This is a genomic window from Curtobacterium luteum (genome assembly GCF_014646995.1).
In the GTDB taxonomy this organism is placed as follows: domain Bacteria; phylum Actinomycetota; class Actinomycetes; order Actinomycetales; family Microbacteriaceae; genus Curtobacterium; species Curtobacterium luteum.
The window spans coordinates 152,940-173,197 of the sequence record NZ_BMOI01000004.1 but is presented as its reverse complement, the minus strand read 5'-3'; the positions used below and the strand labels follow the sequence as shown (position 1 = coordinate 173,197).

Sequence of the window (20,258 nt, the reverse complement as noted above, 5' to 3'; positions counted from 1 at the left end):
GCGCGGTGCGGGCGTGCACCGCGCCTCCCGTCCGTCGCGCGGTCGCGTCAGATGCGTCGGCGACGCAGCCGGTGGACAAGCAAGCCGCCGCCGGCCGCGAGCAGCCCGAGCGCCCACGCGAGCGGCCCCGACGAGTCGGACCCGGTGTAGGCGAGCGTGCCCGTCGCCGCGTGCCCCGTCGCCGGTCCGGCGACGGGCGAGACCTCGAACGGGACGGCCAGCGAACCGCCCTCGTACCGGATGGTCACGACGTGCCGGGAAGCATGCGTGAACGTGACCGTCGTCCCACCGCTGGACTGCTCGACGCCGAAGCGGTCGCTCGCGACATCGCTCGTGATGGTGTGGTCCACGGGCCGCGTCGGGGTGTTGCCGAAGCGGTCCTCCGGGATCGCGAACACGACCATCCGGTCACCCTGTCGCGCCGGGACGACGTCGACGCGGTCGCCTGCCGGGTCGGATCGGAAGTGCGTCACGGTGTCGCCCTCGACCGTCCACGTGTCAGTACGTTCGCCTGCGTCGGCCATCCGTACGGAGGCGGTGAAGTGGTCGAACGCGGCCGGGGCCACGGCGAGCTCCACGGGGAGGACGGCCTCCACGCCGCCGCCCGTCGCGACCACGCTGAGGTGGAAGGTCCTCGCCAGGGTGGCACTGCCCGTGAGCGTGCCGCTCCTGGGGTCGATGCGGACCTCGAGGCCGTCCGGTGCGTTGTACGGGGTGCCCTCCGGGGACCGGAGTGTGTACCGGAGGTCGTCCCCGGCGCCGGTCACGGGGAAGTCGGCCGAGAACGGCTCGCCCGCGGTCCCCGTGACCCGGGTCCGCGTCCCTGCGGCGAAGGCGAACGACTCCGTCGCCGTGCCGACGTCGACCCGGAAGGACGTGGAGACCCCGCCCTCCGAGACCGTGAGGGTGCGCACTCCGGTGCCGCTGAAGGAGACCGTGTTCGAGCCGCTGTCGGACCACACGGCCCGGTCGTCCGGGACGGTGCTCGTGACGGTCGACCGCGGGTACGGGTCGTCCTCGCCGCCGGGGGTCGTCCGGTTGCCGTACGCGTCGACGGCGAGGCCGGCGAGCACGAGCGACGACCCCTCGACGACCGGGACCTCGGGCACGATGCGCACGCGGCCCTGGCCCGCAGCCTGCTCCCAGATGGTGCCGTCGGTCTCGACCTGCCAGAGCCCGACCCCGTCCGACGCCGAGACCGCGAAGGTGACGCCGACCGGTGCTCCCGGGCGGACGGTGAGGCGCACGTGCTCGACCGCACGCTCCGACCCGCTGGACGCGACGACCTGGAAGTCGTGCACGGTGGCGAGCCGGGCCGTGCCGGATAGCCGACCGGTCGAGGGGTCGAGCGTGAAGTCGTTCTCGAACGAGCCGTCCCCCACGATCGGCTTCCCACCGGCACCCCGGAGTTCGTACGTGACGCCGCCGGTGCCGCCGGTCGCGGTGAACGTGCGGTCGACGGCGTCACCGGCGGTCGCCTCGAGGAGGAGGGGTGCGTCGGCGGTCGTGCCGTCGGGGAAGGCGAGGTCGGCGCGCTGCTCGGCCGTCGGTTCGCCGGCGACGCCCCCGTCGGCGGAGCCCTCACCGCCTGCGCCCTCGCCGGGGGCGACCGCCTCGTCGGGGGCGACCGCCTCGTCGGGGGCGACCGCCTCGTCGGGGTGGGCCGACGTCGGGTCGGGAGCCGTGCCTCCCGGCTGGTCGTCGGTCGTGACGTCCGTCGCGGAGACGGAAGCGGGCGCGGTCGCGGTCGTCGTGGACGCGGTCGTCGTGGACGCGGATGTCGGCGCGTCGTCGGCGACCGCTGCCGTGGCACCGATGCCGAACGCGGACGAGGCGGCGACGACGGCGACGGCCGCTCCGATCGCGGCACCGTGACGGAGTCGGCGTGGGCAGGACTGCTGCATGGGATCCCCCTGGATGTCGGTGGGCACGGGAGGTGCCCTCACCCAGGGGTGTCCCGCCGACGGGCGACCTGACGGCCCGCGCATCTCGGTCCGGTAACGGCTCGGGACCGGGTCAGTCGCCGACGACCGCCGCCGCACGCTCGAGCTCGGCCCGCAGCGCGGTCACGGCGGGGGAGGACGACCCCGCGGCGCGCACCACGGTGAAGATCGTGCGGCGCGGACGCTCCGGCAGCTCGACGAGGCGACAGGTCGTCGTGCGCCCCGTCCACATGAGGTCGGGCATGAGGCTCACGGCGTTCCCGGACTCGACGAGACGGATCTGGGTCTGGAGGTCGGCGGTCTCGTAGCGGACGTCCGGCTCGAAGCCGTGGCGACGGCAGACCTGCTCGGCGAAGTGCCGCGAGGCGGTCCCGCGGGGCTCCATCACCCACGGCAGCGCCTCGGCGTCGGAGATCGAGGTGACGGGGGCGAGCGCGGTGTCGACCGGTGGGAGGGCCAGCCGGACGGCGTCGGTCGTGAGGTCCTCGCGCTGCAGACCCGGCAGACGCGGTGCGGCGTGCGCGGGGTACTGCTCGGCGATGACCATGTCGAAGTCGCGGATCCACGTCTCGTGCAGGGCGGTCTCCGGCTCGCGCTGCACCATCTCGATCCGGACGTCCGGGTGCGCGGTCGCCATCGCGTGCAGGGCGTTCGGCATGAGCGCGAGGGCAGCGGACTGGAACACCGCGACCCGGACGCGGCCCTGGACGGTCGGCATGGATCCCTCGACCTCGGACTGGGCCTGCTCGAGGACGTCGAGCACGTGCCCGGCGGCCTGCACCAGGACCTCCGCCTGCGGGGTGAGCTGGAGGCGGCGACCTGCCCGGCGCAGCAGCGGGACGCCGGCCTCGCGTTCGAGGGCGGAGAGCTGCTGCGAGACCGCCGACGGGGTGAAGTTCACGGCCTCCGCGACGGCCGCGATGGTCCCGCGGATGGAGAGCTCCCGGAGGAGGACGAGACGGCGCACATCGAGCATGTCGACACTTTAGGAGAACTGCACGGTAATCGTCACGGAACATTGCTTCCGCTGATGCTTGCGGTGCTCCACACTGGCGCCATGACGACCGTGCACGAGCAACCCGCTGCCGCCTCCCAGCCCACCGGACCCGGCGACCTGGCCGACCAGTCCGTCGCGCTCGTGCGGCAGTGGCTCGCCGAGGCCGAGACCTACCCGGTCGACGGCTCGGCGAAGCAGCTCGCGGGGGTGCTCGCCGACCCGTCCGGGCTCGACTTCGCGGTCGGGTTCGTCGACGGCGTCGTCCGCCCGGAGGACCTCGGTGTCGCCGCCCGGAAGCTCCGCGCGATCGCGCCGAACGCCCCCGGCTTCCTGCCCGCAGCACTGCGCGGCCTGGTCCGGCTCGGCGGCGGCATGGCCCCGGTGCTCCCCGGCGTCGTCGTCCCGATCGCACGACGGGTGCTCCGGGACATGGTCGGACACCTCATCGTGGACGCCACTGACGCCAAGCTCGGGCCGGCGATCGCGAAGATCAAGCGCGAGGGCGTCCGCCTCAACGTGAACCTGCTCGGTGAGGCCGTGCTCGGCGAGAAGGAAGCCGCCCGTCGCCTCGAGGGCACGCACCGCCTCCTCGCCCGCGACGACGTCGACTACGTCTCGATCAAGGTGTCGTCGACCGTGCACCCGCACTCCCCGTGGGCGTTCGACCACGCCGTCGCGGACATCATCGAGAAGCTCCGGCCGCTGTTCCGCCGGGCCGTCGAGGCGTCCCCGCACAAGTTCATCAACCTCGACATGGAGGAGTACAAGGACCTCGACCTCACGATCGCGGTCTTCACGCAGCTCCTCGACGAGCCCGAGTTCACGTCGCTCGAGGCCGGCATCGTGCTGCAGGCCTACCTGCCCGACGCGCTCGCCGCGATGGAGCACCTGCAGGAGTGGTCCGCTGCCCGTCGTGCCCGCGGTGGCGCCGGCATCAAGGTCCGTCTCGTGAAGGGTGCGAACCTGCCGATGGAGCAGGTTGAGGCCTCCGTGCACGGCTGGCCGCTCGCCACGTGGCACACCAAGCAGGACTCCGACACGAACTACAAGCGCGTGCTCGACTGGGCACTCACCCCCGAGCGCATCGAGAACGTCCGCGTCGGCGTCGCCGGGCACAACCTGTTCGACGTCGCGCACGCCTGGCTGCTCGCGGGGGAGCGCGGTGTGCGCGACGGCATCGAGTTCGAGATGCTGCTCGGGATGGCGCAGGGGCAGGCCGAGGCCGTCCGTCGGACCGTCGGCTCGCTGCTGCTCTACACGCCGGTGGTCCACCCGGGTGAGTTCGACGTGGCGATCGCCTACCTGATCCGGCGGCTGGAGGAGGGCGCGTCGCAGGAGAACTTCATGTCGGCGGTGTTCTCGCTGGCGTCCTCGCCCGAGCTGTTCGCCCGCGAGGAGTCCCGATTCCGGTCGTCCCTCGAACCGCTCGCCACGCCGGAGGGTCTCCTCGCGCCGGCCTCGCACCGTGTCGCCGACCGCTACGCGGCCGTCGGGCGCCCGTCGGCCGGGCACTTCGAGAACACGCCGGACACCGACCCGTCGGTCGCGGAGTTCCGGCGGTGGGGCGCCGACATCACCGCGCGCGTCGCGTCGTCGACGCTCGGGGTCAAGGCCGTCCAGGAGGCCCGGATCACCTCCGCCGAGTCGCTCGAGTCCGTCCTCGGTCGCGTCCGCGCCGCGGGCACGACGTGGGCGACGTGGTCGGGAGCGTCGCGCGGCGCCGTGCTGCACGCGATCGGAGACGCCCTCGAGGCCAACCGTGCGGCGTTGATCGAGGTCATGGCCTCCGAGACCGGCAAGACCATCGACCAGGCCGACCCGGAGGTGTCCGAGGCGATCGACTTCGCGCACTTCTACGCGGAGCTCGCGTCGGAGCTCGACGCGGTGGACGGCGCCTCCTTCACGCCGGCCGCCCTGACGCTCGTCGCGCCGCCGTGGAACTTCCCCGTGGCGATCCCGGCGGGGTCGACCCTCGCCGCGCTCGCCGCCGGGTCCGCCGTGGTGCTGAAGCCCGCCCCGCCCGCCGAGCGGTCCGGCGCGGTGCTCGCCTCGATCATCGAGACGGCGCTCGACCTGCACGGTGCGCCGGCCGACGTCCTCGCATTCCTGCAGGTGTCCGAGAACGACCTCGGCAGGCAGCTCGTCGCGTCGCCGCTGGTCGACCGCGTGATCCTGACCGGGGCGTACGAGACCGCCGAGCTCTTCCGCTCGTTCCGGCCGGACCTGCCCCTGCTCGCCGAGACCTCGGGCAAGAACGCGATCATCGTGACGCCGTCGGCCGACCTGGACCTCGCGGTCAAGGACGTCGTCGCCTCGGCGTTCGGGCACGCGGGTCAGAAGTGCTCGGCGGCGTCGCTCGTCGTGCTCGTCGGGTCCGTCGCCACCTCGCGGCGGTTCCGGTCCCAGCTGATCGATGCCGTGTCCTCGCTGACCGTGGGGTACCCGACCGACGCGACGACGCAGATGGGGCCGGTCATCGAGCCGGCCGCCGGCAAGCTGCTCGACGGCCTGACGAAGCTCGGTGCGGGGGAGACCTGGGCCGTGCAGCCCGCCCGACTGGACGACTCCGGGAAGCTCTGGAGCCCCGGCGTCCGCGACGGTGTCGCTCGCGGGTCGGCGTTCCACCGGACGGAGTACTTCGGTCCGATCCTCGGCATCATGACCGCGCGGACCCTCGACGAGGCGATCGACATCGTCAACGAGGTCGACTACGGCCTCACCTCGGGGCTGCACTCGCTCGACGCCGGGGAGATCGGCACGTGGCTCGACCGGATCGAGGCCGGCCACCTGTACGTGAACCGCGGCATCACGGGCGCGATCGTCCGACGCCAGCCGTTCGGCGGGTGGAAGAAGTCGGCCGTCGGTGCCGGGACGAAGGCCGGCGGGCTGAACTACCTGATCGGGCTCGGATCGTGGTCATCGGTGCCTGCTGGTGCTGCTGGCGCTGGTGCTGCTCGTGTCGCTGTGTCCTCGCCGGTGTCCGCGTTCGTCCGGGCGTCCGGTGTGTCATCGGAGTCGCTCGACCGCGCGCTCGCGTCCGACGAGCGAGCGTGGACCATGCTGTTCGGCACCGCGACCGACGTGTCCGCGCTGACCGCCGAGCGGAACATCGCGCGCTACCTGCCCTTCCCGGGGGTGCACGTGCGGCTCGCCGCGGACGACGACTCGTCGCTCGACGTCGACGCGCTCGTCCGGGTCGTCGCGGCGGCGCTCCGCGCGGGGACGACGATCGACGTGTCGGTCTCCGGTTCGCTGCCGGTCTCCGTGCGGTCGGCAGTGCAGTCGCTGGCGATCGTGCGGTCGCTCCGCGACGGGGAGTCCGACGCGGCGTTCGCAGCGCGGGTGGCCGACGGCCCGTCGACGCGGGTCCGGCTCATCGGCGGGGATGCTTCGGCGCTGTACACGGCGGTCGGTGGACGTCCGGACGTCGCGGTCTACGCCGAGCCGGTGACCGAGGCCGGGCGGATCGAGGTGCTGCCGTTCCTCCGGGAGCAGGCGGTGTCGATCACGGCGCACCGGTTCGGGACGCCGAACCACCTGACGGACGCGCTGATCTAAGGGCGGGGGCGCTGCGTGCGGCGCTGCGTGCGGCGTTCGGCGGGCAGCCGGACGGCGCGGGGCAGCGCTCGGCGGGGCGTTCGCACAACTGGAAGCGGCTCGAACCACGTGATTCCGTGGTTCGAGCCGCTTTGGGTTGTGCGGAGGTCAGTCGGTGACCGTCATCCTGCTCGTGACGAGTTCGCGGAGTTCCGCCGGGATGGGGGTCGGCCGTCGTTCGCCTTCGCGGTCGATGATGACGTGGACGAACTCGCCCGTCGCGAGCAGCGCGCCGTCGGACTGGCGGAAGAGGCCGAACTCCCACGCGAGGCTCGTCGTGCCGATCCGCTTCGACCGCATCCCGACCTCGATGACGTCCGGCCAGACCGCTGACTCGACGAAGTGGCAGCTCGACGACACGAGGACGGCGATCCACTCGGACGAGAACGGATCGAGGCCCGCGACCTCCCGAAACCAGTACGTCGCGGCGTTGTCCATGGCCGAGTAGTAGATCGTGTTGTTGACGTGCCCGAACATGTCGTTGTCGTTCCACCGCGTGGGGTAGGTCCGGCAGAACGGGTACTCGTCGATGGTCATCGGTCTCCGATCGGTGGTGCGGGTGCAGCGGCCTCGGAGCACCGGCCGACCACGCTGGTGCGACTCGGCCGATCCGGGGACGAACCGACCGTACTCGACCCCGCCTCCGGGCCGTCTGACGCTCGGGAGTCCGAAATCCGTCGTCCAACGGATCGGGTACAGCGTTTCGGCTGTCCGTCCAGGGCTCCGTCCGTACCGTGGCCCGCATGTGCGAGTCGGTCCAGTGCCCTGTGTGCGGCAAGTCCTCGTGGACGGGCTGCGGCGACCACGTCCGCGACGTGATGCGGGGCATCCGCCGCCGAGATCGCTGCCAGGGGCACGGCATCCCGCATCACATGCTCGAGACCCGCGGCTTCCGCTGACCGCTGACCGCTGACCGCTGACCGCTGAGCGTGGCGCGCTGTGCAGCGTCGATCGTCGCACGCGCGAGCCGTCGTCGTGTGCCGCTGTCCGGTCGCCGCGGCGTCCGGGGAGACGGTCAGGCTGACGGCGTTGCCTCGACAGGTGCCGACGATCGTCGGCGACCCGACCACACCACGAGGAGCACCACCATCGTGACCGAAGCCTTCGCACACCCCACCGCACTCGCACACGTCCGCATCACCGTCACCGACATCCACCGGAGCAAGGCGTTCTACGAGCAGCTCCTCGGCGTCGCACCAGCGATGGACTTCAGTGCGCACATCGACGAACCGGGGATCGTGGAGGACCGGGAGCGGCTCTACGGCGGGTGCATCTTCCCGCTCGGGGAGCAGCTGTTCGGGCTCCGGCCCGTCGCACCGCGCGGTCAGCGGTTCGACTCCGACACGGTCGGTCTCGACCACGTCAGCTTCACGGTGCGGTCGGTGGAGGCGCTCCACGAAACCGCTGCCCGCTTGGACGCCGCGGGGGTCGAGCACGGCGACGTGACGGACCTCGGGGAGGCGGGCATCGTGATCCTCTCCGTGCAGGACCCGGACGACATCAACCTGGAGTTCACAGCAGCGAAGGGCTGACATCGCAGCGAAGGGCTGACACCGTCACCGTCGGGCTTCACCCGACCGGAGCGGGCACGGCGGTGGGACGCAGCACGTACTCGAACGTCGCACGGGCGCGAGCCGGATCGGGTGTCTCCCCGGAGATGAGGTCCGCGTACGTGAACGACTCCGAGATCCGGACGAGCAGTCGTGCCAGCTCCTCGCTCGTCAGCGGCGCGGGGTCGAACGTGCCGGCCTGCCGTTCGTCGTCGATCAGGGCGGTCACCCGTGCCACGAAGCGACTCTGCACGTCGCTCTCGGTCGTCGTGAGCAGTCGGAGTGCACGGGCAGGCTCCCGGGTGAGGAACGCGCGGAAGTACGGAGCGCGGATGAGGTCCGCCGTGAACCGGTCGAGTACGTCGACGATCCGCGCGGCCCCGGTGGGCGCGGCGGACGCGGCAGCGCTGTCGAGCGTCGGGACGGCGAGGGACCACAGCACCTCGGAGAGCAGTCGGTCGCGGTTGCCCACCCACCGGAAGAGCGACGTCCGGTCCACGCCGAGCGAGGCTGCCAGGGTCCCCATGTCGATCCGTGAGCCGTCGATGAAGGTGTGGCGGGCCTCCCGGAAGGCGCGCAGCGCAGAATCCGATGTGTACATGCATCCCTCCCTTGCAACGTTTTCGAGAATGATGCACGATCGGGGGTATGTCAACGACGGCAGCCTCCACGCCCCTCCTCGAATCGGACTTCTACGGTTTCCAGACGGGGTTGACCGATCGGGAGCGTGACTCGCTCGGACGCCTGCGTGCGTACCTCGAGGCCGAGGTCCGCCCGATCGCCGACGAGTACTGGGCGCGTGCCGAGTTCCCGAAGCAGGTCATCGCGCCGCTCGCCGAGCTCGGTATGTACGGGCCGGGCGTCCCGCTCGTGCGGCAGTTCGAGAACTCGGCGGTGTACCGCGGCTGGGCGGCACTCGAGCTCGGTCGGGTCGACGCGAGCGTGGCGACGTTCATCGGCGTGCAGTCCGGCCTCGCGATGAACTCGATCGCGGTCGCCGGCAGCGAGGAGCAGCAGCAGGAATGGCTGCCGCGCATGGCTCGCGGCGAGCTGATCGGCGCGTTCGGCCTCACCGAACCGCTGTCGGGCAGCGACTCCGCGCGCGGGCTGCGGACGACCGCCCGGCGTGAGGGTGACGAGTGGGTCCTCGACGGCGAGAAGCGATGGATCGGCAACGCCACCTTCGCCGACGTCGTCGTGATCTGGGCGAAGGACGTCGCGGACGAGCAGGTCAAGGGCTTCCTCGTCACGACCGACACCCCGGGGTTCACCGCGACGAAGATCGAGGACAAGATCGCCCTCCGCGGCGTGCAGAACGCCGACATCACGATGCGCGGGGTCCGGGTGCCGGAGTCGCGTCGGCTGCAGCGTGCGAACTCGTTCCGGGCGACGGCCGAGGTCCTGCGGCTCACCCGGACCGAGGTGGCGTGGCAGGCGATCGGCATCGCGGTCGGTGCGTACGAGGCGGCGCTCGACTACGCCCGGACGCGCATCCAGTTCGGGAAGCCGATCGCGGCGCACCAGATGGTGCAGGACCTCCTCGTGAAGTCGCTCGCGAACATCACCGCGTCGATCGCCCTGTGCACCCAGGCCTCGGCCATGCAGGACGCCGGGGTCGGCGGGGACGAGCACTCCGCGATGGCGAAGGCGTTCGCCACGGCGAAGATGCGCGAGACGGTCGGCTGGTGCCGCGAGGTGCAGGGCGGGAACGGCATCGTGCTCGAGAAGGGCGTGGCGCGGTTCTTCTCCGATGCCGAGGCCATCTACTCGTACGAGGGCACCCGCGAAGTGAACACGCTCATCGTGGGGCGGGCGATCACGGGGCAGGCCGCGTTCGTGTGAGGGCTGGACGGGCCTGAGGGCCTGAGGGCCCGTGGGCGCGAGGGGGCTGATCTCGGGCGGGGTGATGATGCCCGCCCGGAATCCGCGTGCGGCTTCGGGTGCCGCTGCGGAACGACGCGACCGATGTCGGAGGACATCGGTCGCGTCGTCATTTGTGCGGGCAGCTCGGCGCGGCGTGGGCGGCGTTGGCCGCGACACCGCGAGCGTCGAACGACACGTGGTTCGTCGAAACGCGCGCGTTCGCCGAGCCCCGCCCGCGAGCCCCGCGCCCGAGCCGTTGCTACCCGAGCAGCTCCGGCCGCTCCCACTCCTCGCCGAGCACGTGCTGGGCCAGGAAGGCGAACACGGTCTCGTACCAGACCACCGCGTGCTGCGGCTTGAGCACCCAGTGGTTCTCGTCCGGGAAGTACAGGAACCGGTGCGGCATCGTCCCGTCCTCCGCGGCGTGGTGCTCCGCGAGCTCCGACCAGAGCCGCAGTCCTTCGCCGATCGGCACCCGGTAGTCCTTGTCGCCGTGGATCACGAGCATCGGTGTGGTGATGTCTGCCACGAACCGGTGCGGGTCGTTCTCGCGCATGCCCTCGGCGTCGAAGATCGACTGCCAGTACTGCGACATGTCCGTCGTGCCGTTGAACTGCTCGAGCGCCCACAGGCTGGCGTGCGTGACGATCGCCCGGAACCGATCGGTGTGGCCCGCGACCCAGTTCGCCATGTACCCGCCGAACGAGCCGCCCATCGCTGCCGTCCGGGTCTCGTCGATGTCCGGTCGGCCGACGACGTGGTCGGTGATCGCCATGAGGTCGGTGTACGGAGCCTGCCCCCAGGCGTTCCAGCCCCGGTTGATGAAGTCGAGCCCGTAGCCGGTCGACAGTGCCGGGTCCGGCAGCAGCACGGCGTACCCGCGTGCTGCGGCGAGCTGCGGGCTCCACCGCCACGACCACTGGTTCCACGAGTTCAGCGGGCCACCGTGGATCCAGAGCAGCAGCGGGTGCGGCCCGTCGCCCTCGGGCAGCACCAGCCAGCCGCGGACGCGCGTGCCGTCGGCAGCCGTGGTCTCGACGTCCTCGATCGTGCTGGGGACGTCGGGGAGCGGCGCGGGAGTTGCGAGGACCGTCACCGAACCGTCGGCGGCGATCCGGACCGGGTGCAGCGGCGCCTGCCAGGAGGCCCGGAGCGCCACGACCTCGCCGGTCCCGTCCGCCACGCGTAGGCCGGAGTAGGCCCAGTCGTCGTGGGTCAGCTGCTCGACGGGGGCTCCGTCGAGGGGGATCCGGAAGATCGGCGCGCGGCCGTCCTGGTCGGCGACGGCGAGGAGTGCGGCGTCGCCGTGCTCGAAGACGAGCTCGGCCGGCCAGCGGTCCCAGTCGGTCGCGATCCGCCGGGCGCCCGCGACGTCCACGGTGCCGTCCGTGGTGAGCGGAGCGGTCCAGATCTCCTGCTCGTGAGCACCGGCCGGCGTCGAGCGGGGCGTCCGCACCCACGCGATCGTCCGGCCGTCGTGGCTGACGCGGGGGATCTCGTGGTCGACGTCCGGTTCGTCGAACACCACGGTCCGGGTGCCCGTCCGGACGTCGACCGTCACCAGCGTCGAGCGGAAGCCGCGGGGTTCCTGCACGGCCACGGACGCGAGCAGCACCGAGCCGTCCGGGGTCAGGGCGCCGTCCACGTGGTCGAGCGTCCGGGCCGGAGCGGGGGTGAGGTCGGCCGGGCGCGGGAGGTGCGTCGGGTAGTCCGGAGCGTCGGCGCCGTCGGCGGGACGCACGGCCGCGTCACGTTCACGCAGTTCGGCGAGGTCGAGGGTCAGCACGTGGGTCTCGTCGGGGCCGAGGTCGTGGTCCCAGTACCGCACGGGGTAGGTCTCGTGGAGGATCGCCGCGACCTTCCGCTCCGTGCGGCGCTTGCGCAGCGCGGCGTCCGCCGCGAGGAACGACGTCTCGTCGTCCGCGTCCGCCCCGGGGAGCAGCGGTGCCGTGAAGGCGACCACGTCGCTGCCGGAGGCCGTGGCGAGGACGCCACCTGCGCCTCCCGACAGGGCCGTGACCGGGCGCGCTTCGCCGCCCGTGGCGGGGAGCACCCAGAGCTGGGCCGCGTCGTCGGCGCCGGACTCGTCGGGCCGGCCGGACACGAACAGCACGTCGCCGCCGCGGGTGACGGCGATCCCGCCCTCGCCCTTCGCCGAGCGGGTCAGTCGGACCGGCGTACCCGAACCGTCGGCGGGGACGCTCCAGACCGACCGGCGGTACCCGGTGCGCTCGTCGTCGAGTGCGCTGACAGTGAGGAACACCCGCGATCCGTCCGGGGCGACCGCGATCCCGTCGACTCGGGGGAGGGCGGTGAACTGGTCGAGGTCGGAGAACGGCGTCGTCATGACTCCACGCTAGCGAGGTCCGGTGACACGGTCGCGGGCTACGCCCAGAACGCGGCGACCTGCTCCGCGATCGTCGATCCCTGCCGGTGCCCCTGCTCCGCCGACGGTGCCTGGGTGGACAGTGCGAGCGAGTTGGAGCCGAAGGCGTGCTGCGAGGCGCTGTCCGCCACGACGGTCTCGACCGAGCTCCCGCCTGCCCGCAGGCTCTCGACCGCGACGTCCAGCGACGGCCCGAGCGGTGACGGGCCCTCGGGGCCGCAGGCGATGACGAGCACGCGCTCGTACCCGTCCGCGACGTCGGCGTTCGTGGCCGAGCGGAGGCCGCCGTCGATGTGCGGCACGCCGTCGATCGCCACGGGCGTCCACACCAGCGGCACCGAGCAACTCGCGGCCACGGCTCGGGGGAGCGGTACGCCGGACTCGGCGGTCAGGACGCGGAACGTGCCGTCGGTGGCGTCGATCGCGGTGACGCCGAGCGGCTTCGCCGGCCAGGCCGTGCCGGGCAGTGTCTGCTCGAAGGTCGCGATGCGCTCTTCGTCGGTCTGGCCGCCGGTCGACCGCTGCGCGACGGCGCCCAGCCGAGCCCGGGCGTCCTGGTCGTCCCGCGCGCCGGCGAGCACCTGCTCGAGTCGCGCCTGGAAGTCCTCGGACGCGATGACCGGCGGTTCCTCGTACGTCGAGGGCAGGGGCGTGTGCTGCTGTGCGTACGCGTCGGCGACCGCGCCGGCGCGCACGAACGTGCCCACGACGCTCCCCGCGCTCGAGCCGACCACGAGGTCGGCGGCGTCGAGGTCGACCCCGGCTTCCTGCAGGGCGGCGAGCACCCCGAGTTCCCAGGCGATCCCGGCGACGCCGCCGCCTCCGAGGACGAGTGCGCGGGTGCCGGGCGTGGGCGTCGAGACGTCGGTCATGGGTCATGCTTACCAACCCCGGGTCGTCGCGCGGCGCGCGGCGCGCTGCCCGTGGATGGGAACCAGCGCAGACCGGCAAGTGCAGGAGTGGTGGGCAGCAACGGACTGGAGGCCCGTGGCGGCGTCGCCACGGGCCTCCAGTCCGTCATGTGGAAACGTCGGTCAGACGCCTGCGGTGCTGCGGATCCAGCTGGCGCTCTGCGTCAGCACCGCGTAGTTCGAGCCCGCGTGGGTGTTCGCACCCGGGTCGGCGACGTCGCCCGTCGAGCAGACGCCGACGACCTTGCCGTTCACGAGCAGGGGCCCGCCGGAGTCGCCGTGGTTCGATGCGCCCGAGACGCCCGTGACGTGCTGCGCGGTGCCGTTGTACGCGTCGATCGAGCGACCGGTGAGGTTGACCGTCGCCTGGTAGAGCCCGGTGCTCGGGGCGCTGTTCGCCCGGTTGCCGTAGCCCATGATGGTGCCCGTGCCGGAGGACTTCGTCGTGTAGGCGAGGTCGAGCGGCGCGTACGAGGACAATGCCTTTGCGGTCCGCAGGTGCACGAGCGCGATGTCGCCCGACGGCGCCGAGTACAGCCGGTCGGCCGCGATCGCCGTGCCGCGGTTCGAGGTGCTGTTCGACTGGTAGACGTTCATCGCGGTGGTGCCGTCGACGCAGTGGTTGGCGGTGAGCACCCACGACGCGTTGATCTGCTCACCGGTGCACCCGTACGTGGCGGAGCCGCCCTGCTGGAAGATGAGCTGCACCTCCCACGGGGTGCTGGGGGCCTGCTCGCCGCCGATGACCTGCGGGGAGACCGTCGCGGCGTTCGCCGCGCTGGCTCCGAAGGTCCCGCCGAGGAGGACGATGGCGGCGGTCGCGAGGAGCGCCGTTGCTCTGGTCTTGAGTCGCTGCTGCATGTGCACGATGTTCTTCCCGCCCTCGTTCGGGGGGCAAGTCGGCGTTGCAGGGGACAACATGCGTACCCTCCGTCCGGGCCTGTGGACAACTCAACAGGCGTCGGTGGGGTGCCCTACCGTCGTCGGCATGACAGGGGAACGAAGCACCGTGGACCGCCGACGGCGCCGCGCCGGAGCGGTCGTGTGGCCGATCATCGTCGCGACCGCGCCCACCGCCGCGTTCCAGCTGCCGAACCTCGTCACGGCGCCGAGCGTGAAGGTCTCGCTCGTCGTGCTCGGCCTCGTGGTGCTCTCCGCCGCGGTCGTCGTCCAGGTCGTCCGCGCCCGTCGGACCGAGGCCTCGGTGGCTGCGGCCGCAGCGGTCGCCCGCTCGACGGAGCTGGAGCAGGGCACCGCCGTCCGCTACGCCTTCGGGCAGCTCGCGACCCGGCTCGTGCGGTTCGCGGAGCTCCGGCGGGCGGCGCGACGACAGGAACTCCCGGCGTTCGCGGACCGCATCGCGGTGGCGCTCGCGTTCTACCTGCTGCCCGGGGTGCCCGACGTCCGGGCGAACGTCTACCAGTTGTCGGCGGACCTCCGCGCGCTCGAACCGATCGGGCACGGCGGAGCCGAGGACACCGCCGGCGTCTTCCGCGCCGGGACCCCGTACGGCGACCGCAACCTCGACTGGGTCCTCGTCGGCGGTGGCCCGCGCGTCGTCGGGGACCGCCTGGCGGAGGTCGACGTGGACGAGGACCTCCCGGGGTTCGAACCGCGCTACCGGTCGTACGTCTCGGTCGTCATCCGGTCCGAGGAGTACTCCTTCGGCATGCTCACCGTGGACTCGCCCGCACCGGACGCGTTCACCGACCTCGACGCCAAGTACGTCGCGATGATGGCCTCGTTCATGGCCATCGCGTTCTCGCTCGCGTCCTCGTTCCCGGAACGGGACCGCAACCCCAGGAAAGGCCCGTGATGCGCACACGATTTGTCGGACGCTCGACGTACCATCCCCACATGACCATCGTGACCCCCGAACCGAAGCCCTTCGGTCGGTCCCGGGTGTACACCCCCAACTGGACCGACGACACCACCGACGCCGACTACGAAGACCTCGAGGTCATCGCCGCGAACATCGAGCGCGAGCGGGTCGCTGCCCGCCGTCGCTTCGAGGCACGCCTCGCCGCCGCGCTCGCACGCTGAGCCGACGCCCTGACCGGCGGCCCGGAGCGGTCACATCGTGACGGAGCTGCCATGCCGACGCCCCACGCGCCGCGCCCGACCGGATCACCGGCGGACGCGGCGCGTGCTCGTTGCGGGCCGAGCGGACGCCGCGGCCCCGCGGACGCCGCGGCCCCGCTGTCACGCGGTCACGCGGCCACGCCCCGAGGTCAAGCCACGAGGTCATGCCCCGCGGAGTGAGCTCACTCCTCGCCGACCTCGATGAGTACCTTGCCGACGGCGTCACCCTCGACCGCGTCGTGCGCCGCAGCGGTCTCCTCGAGCGGGAACCGGGTCAGCGGCAGCCCGGCGTCCTCGCCGACCGGCAGGACCCCGTCGCGGAGGGCCGCCGTCACGTCCGCGGCGGCGGCGGCCAGCGCTTCGTCCCCGATCGTGTACAGCAGCAGGAACTGGTAGCGGGCGTTGACGCTCATGTTCGGTCGGATCGGCAGCGTCGCCTCGTCCCCACCGTTGTTCGCGTAGATCGAGACGACGCCGTGGTTGGCCAGCACCTCCGCCACGAGCTGGGCGTTCTGCGGGATCGACACCTCGACGACGATGTCCACGCCGTCCGGAGCGATCTGCCGGATCTGGTCGGCGGCGTCGTCGTCCCGGTAGTTCACGACGTGGTGTGCTCCGGCTGCCGTTGCGAGGGCAGCCTTCGCGTCGGAGCTGATCGTCGAGACCACGGTCGCTCCGGCCCAGCGGGCGAGCTGGATCGCCGCGTGCCCGACGGCCCCGGCGCCACCCGCGACGAGGACCGTCTTGCCCGAGAGTGCGCCCGGCGCCAGGCGGTCCGGGCCGTGCTCGTGCGTGGTGAGTGCGCGGTGGGCGGTCATCGCGGGCACGCCGAGCGACGCTCCGACGTCGTGGCCGACCCCGTCGGGCAGGGGGACCGCGCGCTCGGCGGGGACGACGGTGTACTCCTGCGCCGTGCCGGTCGGTCGGCCGGACGCGGCCATGAACAGCCAGACGCGGTCACCGACCCGGAGGTCGTCGACCTCCGGACCGACAGCGTCGACGACGCCCGAGCCGTCCTGGTTCGGCGTGACCTCGGGGAACGGCAGACCGTCGCCGTAGGTACCGCCGGCGCGGGCCTTCCAGTCGGTGGGGTTGACGCCGGAGGTCACGATGCGGACGCGGACCTCGCCGGGTCCGGGCTCGGGGAGCGGGCGCTCCACGACAGTCAGGACGGACGAGTCACCGGGCTTCGAGTAGACGACTGATCGCATGTCCCCAGGCAACCACCGGGTCGGGGACCGGATTCCAGGCGAACGTCAGACACGCTGGACTCGGACGCGCCCGCCGGCCTCACCGCGCGTCGTACTCCGCGCGCGACTCCGCGACGTCGTCCATGTGCTCGGTCGCCCAGCGCTCGAGTGGTTCGAGCACGTTCCGGAGGGAGCGACCCCGGTCCGTGAGTTCGTACTCGACGTGCGGCGGGATCTCGGGGAACACCGTGCGGGTGACGAGGCCGTCCCGCTCGAGCGCTCGCAGGGTCTGCGTCAGCATCTTCTGCGAGACCCCTTCGACGCGGTTCGCGATCGTGGAGTACCGCTGCGGGCCGTCGACGAGCGACCCGATGGTCAGGACGCTCCACCGGTCGCCGATGCGGTCGAGGAGCTGGCGCGACGGGCAGTCGGCCACGTAGGGGGTGTACTCCAGAGCGGACACGACGACCTCCGTTACGCACTGTCAGGTGCCTACTTACCGAAAGAGAGTAACACCCGTACAGTGAGTGGCGCCGCGTCGTCCACACGCCGCACGCACCAGCAGCACGACCCCCACGAAAGGACTGCCATGACCAGCATCGTCGTCTTCGGAGGCACCGGGTACGCCGGCTCCGCCATCACCCGCGAGGCCCTCTCCCGCGGCATCGCCGTCACCGCCGTCGCGCGCGACACGTCGAAGCTCGAGCCGGCCGAGGGGCTGACGCTCGCGCAGGGCGACGCGTTCGACGAGGGCTTCGTCTCGGAGGTCACCGCGGGCGCGGACGTCATCGTCGTCTCGCTCCACGCCGTCCAGGCCGACGGGTCCGAGCTGAAGGACCGCTTCCAGCACTTCGTCGATGCAGCCTCGGCGGCCGGCGCACGACTCGGCATCGTCGGCGGCGCCGGGTCCCTCTTCGTCGCGGAGGGCGGCCCCCGCCTCTACGACACCCCCGACTTCCCGGACGCCTTCGCGGGCGAGGCGAAGAGCCATGGTGCGATCCTCGAGGCGCTGCAGGCCTCGGACACGGACGTCGACTGGTTCTACGTCAGCCCCGCGGCGGCGTTCGGCGGCTACAACCCGGGCGAGCGCACCGGCAGCTACCGCACGACGGACGACGTCCTCCTCACCGACGCCGAGGGCAACTCGGACATCTCGGGCGAGGACTTCGCGATCGCGTTCGTCGACGAGATCGTCACGCCGGCGCACCACCAGGCGCGCTTCGGCGTCGCGTACTGACGCGACCGTTCGACGGCCTGGAGGCCCGTGGCGACCCCGCCACGGGCCTCCAGGCCGTCCCGCCCCCTGTCGAGCGCACGTCAGGTCGCGTTCGCACAACCAAAGTCGCTTCGCACCGCGCGATCACGCGGTGCGAAGCGACTTTGGTTGTGCGGCGGCGCGCGCCGCGGGCCGCGCGCGCCGCGCGCCGCGCCCCTCAGCGGTGCCCGACGATCGCGGGCACCGGCACGTGGTGCCGCATCCGCACCGCGAGGTGCAGGCCGCCCCGCCGCGCGAGCACGAGCGCGACGACCGCGGCCGCGGCCGCGGGCACGCCTCCCGCGACGACCATCCCCACGTGCGCCCCGAAGTGGTCCACCACCTGGCCCATCACCGGCCCGCCGATCGCCTGTCCGCCGAGCAGCACGAGGACGTACAGCGACATCACCCGGCCGCGGATCGCCACGTTCGAGGACAGCTGCACGAGCGAGTTCGACGCGGTCATGAACAGCAGCTGCGACATCCCGACGGCCACGAGTGCCACCGTGAACGGCGCGATGACCGGCACGAGCCCGGTGGCCACGAGCAGCACGCCCGTCCAGAACACCCCGCCGACGATCGTGCGGAGCCGCACCACCGCCCGCCGCGTGGACAGCAGCGCCCCGGCCAAGGCCCCGATCGCGACCGCGGAGTTGAACACCCCGTAGCCACCGGCCCCGACGTCGTACACCTCGGACGCGAAGGCCGACAGCAGCACGGGCATCGTCAGCGCGAACACCGAGAAGAACGCCATGAGCACCACCGGCACGAGGATGGTCGGCTTGCGCATCGCGTACCGGGGCCCCTCGACGAGCTGCCCCTTGGTCCGGGGTGCCGGCGGGGTCCGGTGCAGTTCGGACACGCGGAGGAACCCGAGCGTCACGACCACCGCGGCGCACGCGACGGCGTTGACCCCGAACGACCAGCCTGCCCCGACGGCCACGAGGAGCGCCCCCGACAGGGCGGGCCCGATCATGCCGCCGAGCTGGAACACGCTCGAGTTGACGCTGATCGCGTTCCGGAGGTGCTGGTGGCCGACGATCTCCGTCACGAACACCTGGCGTGCCGGGTTGTCGACGACGGTGACCATGCCGACGAGGAACGCGATCACCCAGATGTGCCACGCCTCCACGACGCCGGTCAGGGTGAGCACGGCGAGCAGCAGCGACAGGACCGCGAACGCGCCCTGCGTCAGCATCATCAGCGCCCGCTTCGAGAACCGGTCGACGATGACCCCGCCGAAGAGGCCGAAGAAGAGCATCGGCGCGAACTGGCACGCCACGGTGATGCCGACCTGTGCCACCGACCCGGTCAGCTGGAGCACGAGCCAGTCCTGCGCGATCCGCTGCATCCACCCGGCGGTCATCGCCACGAGGTTCGTCGCCGTGAAGATCCGGAAGTTCGGCACCGACAGTGCGATGAGGGTGTGCCGCCACGGCGGACGTTCGGCGATGACGGGCAGTGGTTCGGTGGGCGGGGGGAGGGTCGTCGATGACGCACTCACGGCTGGGGTCTCCGAACATCGGGGGTGGAACGGTACCCGTTCGAAACTACTTGTCCGCAGCCCATTCGATCCCCGTATGGTTGCTATCAGTCCATTGCGATGTCGAATGAGGGGGTACAGCCGTGCTCGACCCGGTGCTGCTGCGGACCTTCCTCGCGGTCGCGGAGACGCAGAGCTTCACGGCCGCCGGGGTCCGACTCGGGATCAGCCAGCCGACGGTCTCGCAGCACGTGCGTCGCCTCGAGGCAGCGGTTGCACGGACCCTGGTGGCCCGGGACACCCGCGGGGTCACGCTCACGGACAACGGGGACGCGATGGCCGGGTTCGCGCGGACGATCCTCGCGGCACACGCGACGGCGGACGCGTACTTCTCCGGGGCGGCGACCCGCGGGCGGCTCCGCTTCGGCGCCGCCGACGACCTCGCGATCACCCAGCTGCCGCGCATCCTCCGGGACTTCCGGCGCCTGCACCCGCAGGTGAACCTCGAGCTCACGGTGAACCAGTCCGCGCCGCTGCTGCGCCGGGTGCACGCGGGCCAGCTCGACCTCGTCTTCATCAAGCAGACCGCGGGGGAGTCCGCCGAGGGCACCCGCGTCGCGACCGACCAGATGGTGTGGATGGCGCAGGACGGCATCGCGCTCGAAGCGGGCGAGCCGGTGCCGCTCATCGTCTACCAGGCGCCGAGCATCAGCCGGCAGATGGCGATCGACGCGCTCGAGGCCGCGGGGCGTACCTGGCGGATCACGTGCAACACCCGCGACGTGAACGGCGTGCTCGCGGCGGTGCGGGCGGGCATCGGCGTCGCGGTGTTCCCGCACTCGCTCATCCCGGCGGACCTCGTGAAGGTGTCGCAGCGGCTGGCGCTGCCGGACCTGCCCGCCGTCGACTACGTCCTCATCGCGAACCCGACGACGCAGCGGGAGCCCGTGGACGCCCTCACGAACGCGATCCTGTCCCGAGGCGTCATCCGCGCGGTCTGA

General features: G+C 72.0%; 18 protein-coding genes. 8 read left to right on the top strand and 10 right to left on the bottom strand.

The features are described 5' to 3' along the window. Positions 1-47: 47 nt before the first annotated feature. Positions 48-1,904 (bottom strand): hypothetical protein, encoded by a 1,857-nt coding sequence (locus IEY20_RS06650; protein ID WP_188888985.1) that lies wholly within the window; start codon positions 1,902-1,904, stop codon positions 48-50. Positions 1,905-2,016: 112 nt separating this feature from the next. Next, on the bottom strand, positions 2,017-2,919 hold the full coding sequence (locus tag IEY20_RS06645; RefSeq protein WP_175329613.1) for a LysR family transcriptional regulator: 903 nt from the start codon (positions 2,917-2,919) through the stop codon (positions 2,017-2,019). 81 nt (positions 2,920-3,000) lie between these two features. Here IEY20_RS06645 and IEY20_RS06640 point away from each other — a divergent pair, with 81 nt between their 5' ends. After that, positions 3,001-6,498 (top strand): proline dehydrogenase family protein, encoded by a 3,498-nt coding sequence (locus IEY20_RS06640; protein WP_188888983.1) that lies wholly within the window; start codon positions 3,001-3,003, stop codon positions 6,496-6,498. A 147-nt stretch (positions 6,499-6,645) separates the two neighbouring features. Here IEY20_RS06640 and IEY20_RS06635 read toward each other — a convergent pair whose 3' ends face one another. Next, entirely contained in the window at positions 6,646-7,074 is a 429-nt protein-coding gene (locus IEY20_RS06635; protein ID WP_175329615.1) for an acyl-CoA thioesterase, read from the bottom strand. A 206-nt stretch (positions 7,075-7,280) separates the two neighbouring features. On the opposite strand from IEY20_RS06635, the gene IEY20_RS17480 reads away from it, so the two are divergent. Continuing rightward, positions 7,281-7,436 (top strand): DUF8730 family Cys-rich protein, encoded by a 156-nt coding sequence (locus IEY20_RS17480; protein ID WP_022903593.1) that lies wholly within the window; start codon positions 7,281-7,283, stop codon positions 7,434-7,436. 192 nt (positions 7,437-7,628) lie between these two features. Beyond that, positions 7,629-8,069 (top strand): VOC family protein, encoded by a 441-nt coding sequence (locus tag IEY20_RS06630; RefSeq protein ID WP_175329616.1) that lies wholly within the window; start codon positions 7,629-7,631, stop codon positions 8,067-8,069. Between the two features lie 37 nt (positions 8,070-8,106). On the opposite strand, the gene IEY20_RS06625 is transcribed toward IEY20_RS06630, so the two are convergent. Continuing rightward, entirely contained in the window at positions 8,107-8,688 is a 582-nt protein-coding gene (locus tag IEY20_RS06625) for a QsdR family transcriptional regulator (protein ID WP_175329617.1), read from the bottom strand. Between the two features lie 47 nt (positions 8,689-8,735). On the opposite strand from IEY20_RS06625, the gene IEY20_RS06620 reads away from it, so the two are divergent. Then, positions 8,736-9,929 carry an acyl-CoA dehydrogenase family protein gene (locus IEY20_RS06620; protein ID WP_175329618.1) on the top strand — a complete coding sequence of 398 codons (1,194 nt, stop codon included), beginning with the start codon at positions 8,736-8,738 and terminating at the stop codon, positions 9,927-9,929. Between the two features lie 280 nt (positions 9,930-10,209). Here IEY20_RS06620 and IEY20_RS06615 read toward each other — a convergent pair whose 3' ends face one another. The 3 genes from IEY20_RS06615 to IEY20_RS06605 all read right to left on the bottom strand — a co-directional run bounded on the left by IEY20_RS06615 (position 10,210) and on the right by IEY20_RS06605 (position 14,108). Beyond that, positions 10,210-12,297 (bottom strand): S9 family peptidase, encoded by a 2,088-nt coding sequence (locus IEY20_RS06615; protein ID WP_175329619.1) that lies wholly within the window; start codon positions 12,295-12,297, stop codon positions 10,210-10,212. A 38-nt stretch (positions 12,298-12,335) separates the two neighbouring features. Beyond that, positions 12,336-13,208 (bottom strand): patatin-like phospholipase family protein, encoded by an 873-nt coding sequence (locus IEY20_RS06610; protein ID WP_175329620.1) that lies wholly within the window; start codon positions 13,206-13,208, stop codon positions 12,336-12,338. 162 nt (positions 13,209-13,370) lie between these two features. After that, a complete protein-coding gene (locus IEY20_RS06605) occupies positions 13,371-14,108 on the bottom strand; it encodes a S1 family peptidase (RefSeq protein WP_049976557.1) in 738 nt (245 codons plus the stop codon). 127 nt (positions 14,109-14,235) lie between these two features. Here IEY20_RS06605 and IEY20_RS06600 point away from each other — a divergent pair, with 127 nt between their 5' ends. Both IEY20_RS06600 and IEY20_RS06595 read left to right on the top strand, forming a co-directional pair. Next, positions 14,236-15,063, top strand: coding sequence for a GAF domain-containing protein (locus IEY20_RS06600; protein ID WP_175329621.1), 828 nt, complete (start codon positions 14,236-14,238; stop codon positions 15,061-15,063). A gap of 41 nt (positions 15,064-15,104) precedes the next feature. Next, on the top strand, positions 15,105-15,290 hold the full coding sequence (locus IEY20_RS06595; RefSeq protein ID WP_022907754.1) for a hypothetical protein: 186 nt from the start codon (positions 15,105-15,107) through the stop codon (positions 15,288-15,290). Positions 15,291-15,511: 221 nt separating this feature from the next. On the opposite strand, the gene IEY20_RS06590 is transcribed toward IEY20_RS06595, so the two are convergent. Continuing rightward, entirely contained in the window at positions 15,512-16,540 is a 1,029-nt protein-coding gene (locus IEY20_RS06590) for an NADPH:quinone reductase (protein ID WP_175329622.1), read from the bottom strand. A gap of 79 nt (positions 16,541-16,619) precedes the next feature. Continuing rightward, entirely contained in the window at positions 16,620-16,982 is a 363-nt protein-coding gene (locus IEY20_RS06585; RefSeq protein ID WP_022903944.1) for a winged helix-turn-helix transcriptional regulator, read from the bottom strand. Positions 16,983-17,108: 126 nt separating this feature from the next. On the opposite strand from IEY20_RS06585, the gene IEY20_RS06580 reads away from it, so the two are divergent. After that, entirely contained in the window at positions 17,109-17,756 is a 648-nt protein-coding gene (locus tag IEY20_RS06580) for an NAD(P)-dependent oxidoreductase (protein ID WP_175329623.1), read from the top strand. A 196-nt stretch (positions 17,757-17,952) separates the two neighbouring features. Here IEY20_RS06580 and IEY20_RS06575 read toward each other — a convergent pair whose 3' ends face one another. After that, positions 17,953-19,278, bottom strand: a complete 1,326-nt coding sequence (locus IEY20_RS06575) for an MFS transporter (RefSeq protein ID WP_175329624.1) — start codon at positions 19,276-19,278, stop codon at positions 17,953-17,955. A gap of 122 nt (positions 19,279-19,400) precedes the next feature. On the opposite strand from IEY20_RS06575, the gene IEY20_RS06570 reads away from it, so the two are divergent. Next, positions 19,401-20,258 (top strand): LysR substrate-binding domain-containing protein, encoded by an 858-nt coding sequence (locus IEY20_RS06570; RefSeq protein ID WP_022903942.1) that lies wholly within the window; start codon positions 19,401-19,403, stop codon positions 20,256-20,258.

Excerpts from the sequence above, each read along its gene's own strand:
- IEY20_RS06650 (WP_188888985.1), bottom strand. The coding sequence starts at position 1,904 with ATGCAGCAGTCCTGCCCACGCCGACTCCGTCACGGTGCCGCGATCGGA.
- IEY20_RS06645 (WP_175329613.1), bottom strand. The coding sequence starts at position 2,919 with ATGCTCGATGTGCGCCGTCTCGTCCTCCTCCGGGAGCTCTCCATCCGC.
- IEY20_RS06640 (WP_188888983.1), top strand. The coding sequence starts at position 3,001 with ATGACGACCGTGCACGAGCAACCCGCTGCCGCCTCCCAGCCCACCGGA.
- IEY20_RS06635 (WP_175329615.1), bottom strand. The coding sequence starts at position 7,074 with ATGACCATCGACGAGTACCCGTTCTGCCGGACCTACCCCACGCGGTGG.
- IEY20_RS17480 (WP_022903593.1), top strand. The coding sequence starts at position 7,281 with ATGTGCGAGTCGGTCCAGTGCCCTGTGTGCGGCAAGTCCTCGTGGACG.
- IEY20_RS06625 (WP_175329617.1), bottom strand. The coding sequence starts at position 8,688 with ATGTACACATCGGATTCTGCGCTGCGCGCCTTCCGGGAGGCCCGCCAC.
- IEY20_RS06620 (WP_175329618.1), top strand. The coding sequence starts at position 8,736 with ATGTCAACGACGGCAGCCTCCACGCCCCTCCTCGAATCGGACTTCTAC.
- IEY20_RS06615 (WP_175329619.1), bottom strand. The coding sequence starts at position 12,297 with ATGACGACGCCGTTCTCCGACCTCGACCAGTTCACCGCCCTCCCCCGA.
- IEY20_RS06610 (WP_175329620.1), bottom strand. The coding sequence starts at position 13,208 with ATGACCGACGTCTCGACGCCCACGCCCGGCACCCGCGCACTCGTCCTC.
- IEY20_RS06605 (WP_049976557.1), bottom strand. The coding sequence starts at position 14,108 with ATGCAGCAGCGACTCAAGACCAGAGCAACGGCGCTCCTCGCGACCGCC.
- IEY20_RS06600 (WP_175329621.1), top strand. The coding sequence starts at position 14,236 with ATGACAGGGGAACGAAGCACCGTGGACCGCCGACGGCGCCGCGCCGGA.
- IEY20_RS06595 (WP_022907754.1), top strand. The coding sequence starts at position 15,105 with ATGACCATCGTGACCCCCGAACCGAAGCCCTTCGGTCGGTCCCGGGTG.
- IEY20_RS06590 (WP_175329622.1), bottom strand. The coding sequence starts at position 16,540 with ATGCGATCAGTCGTCTACTCGAAGCCCGGTGACTCGTCCGTCCTGACT.
- IEY20_RS06580 (WP_175329623.1), top strand. The coding sequence starts at position 17,109 with ATGACCAGCATCGTCGTCTTCGGAGGCACCGGGTACGCCGGCTCCGCC.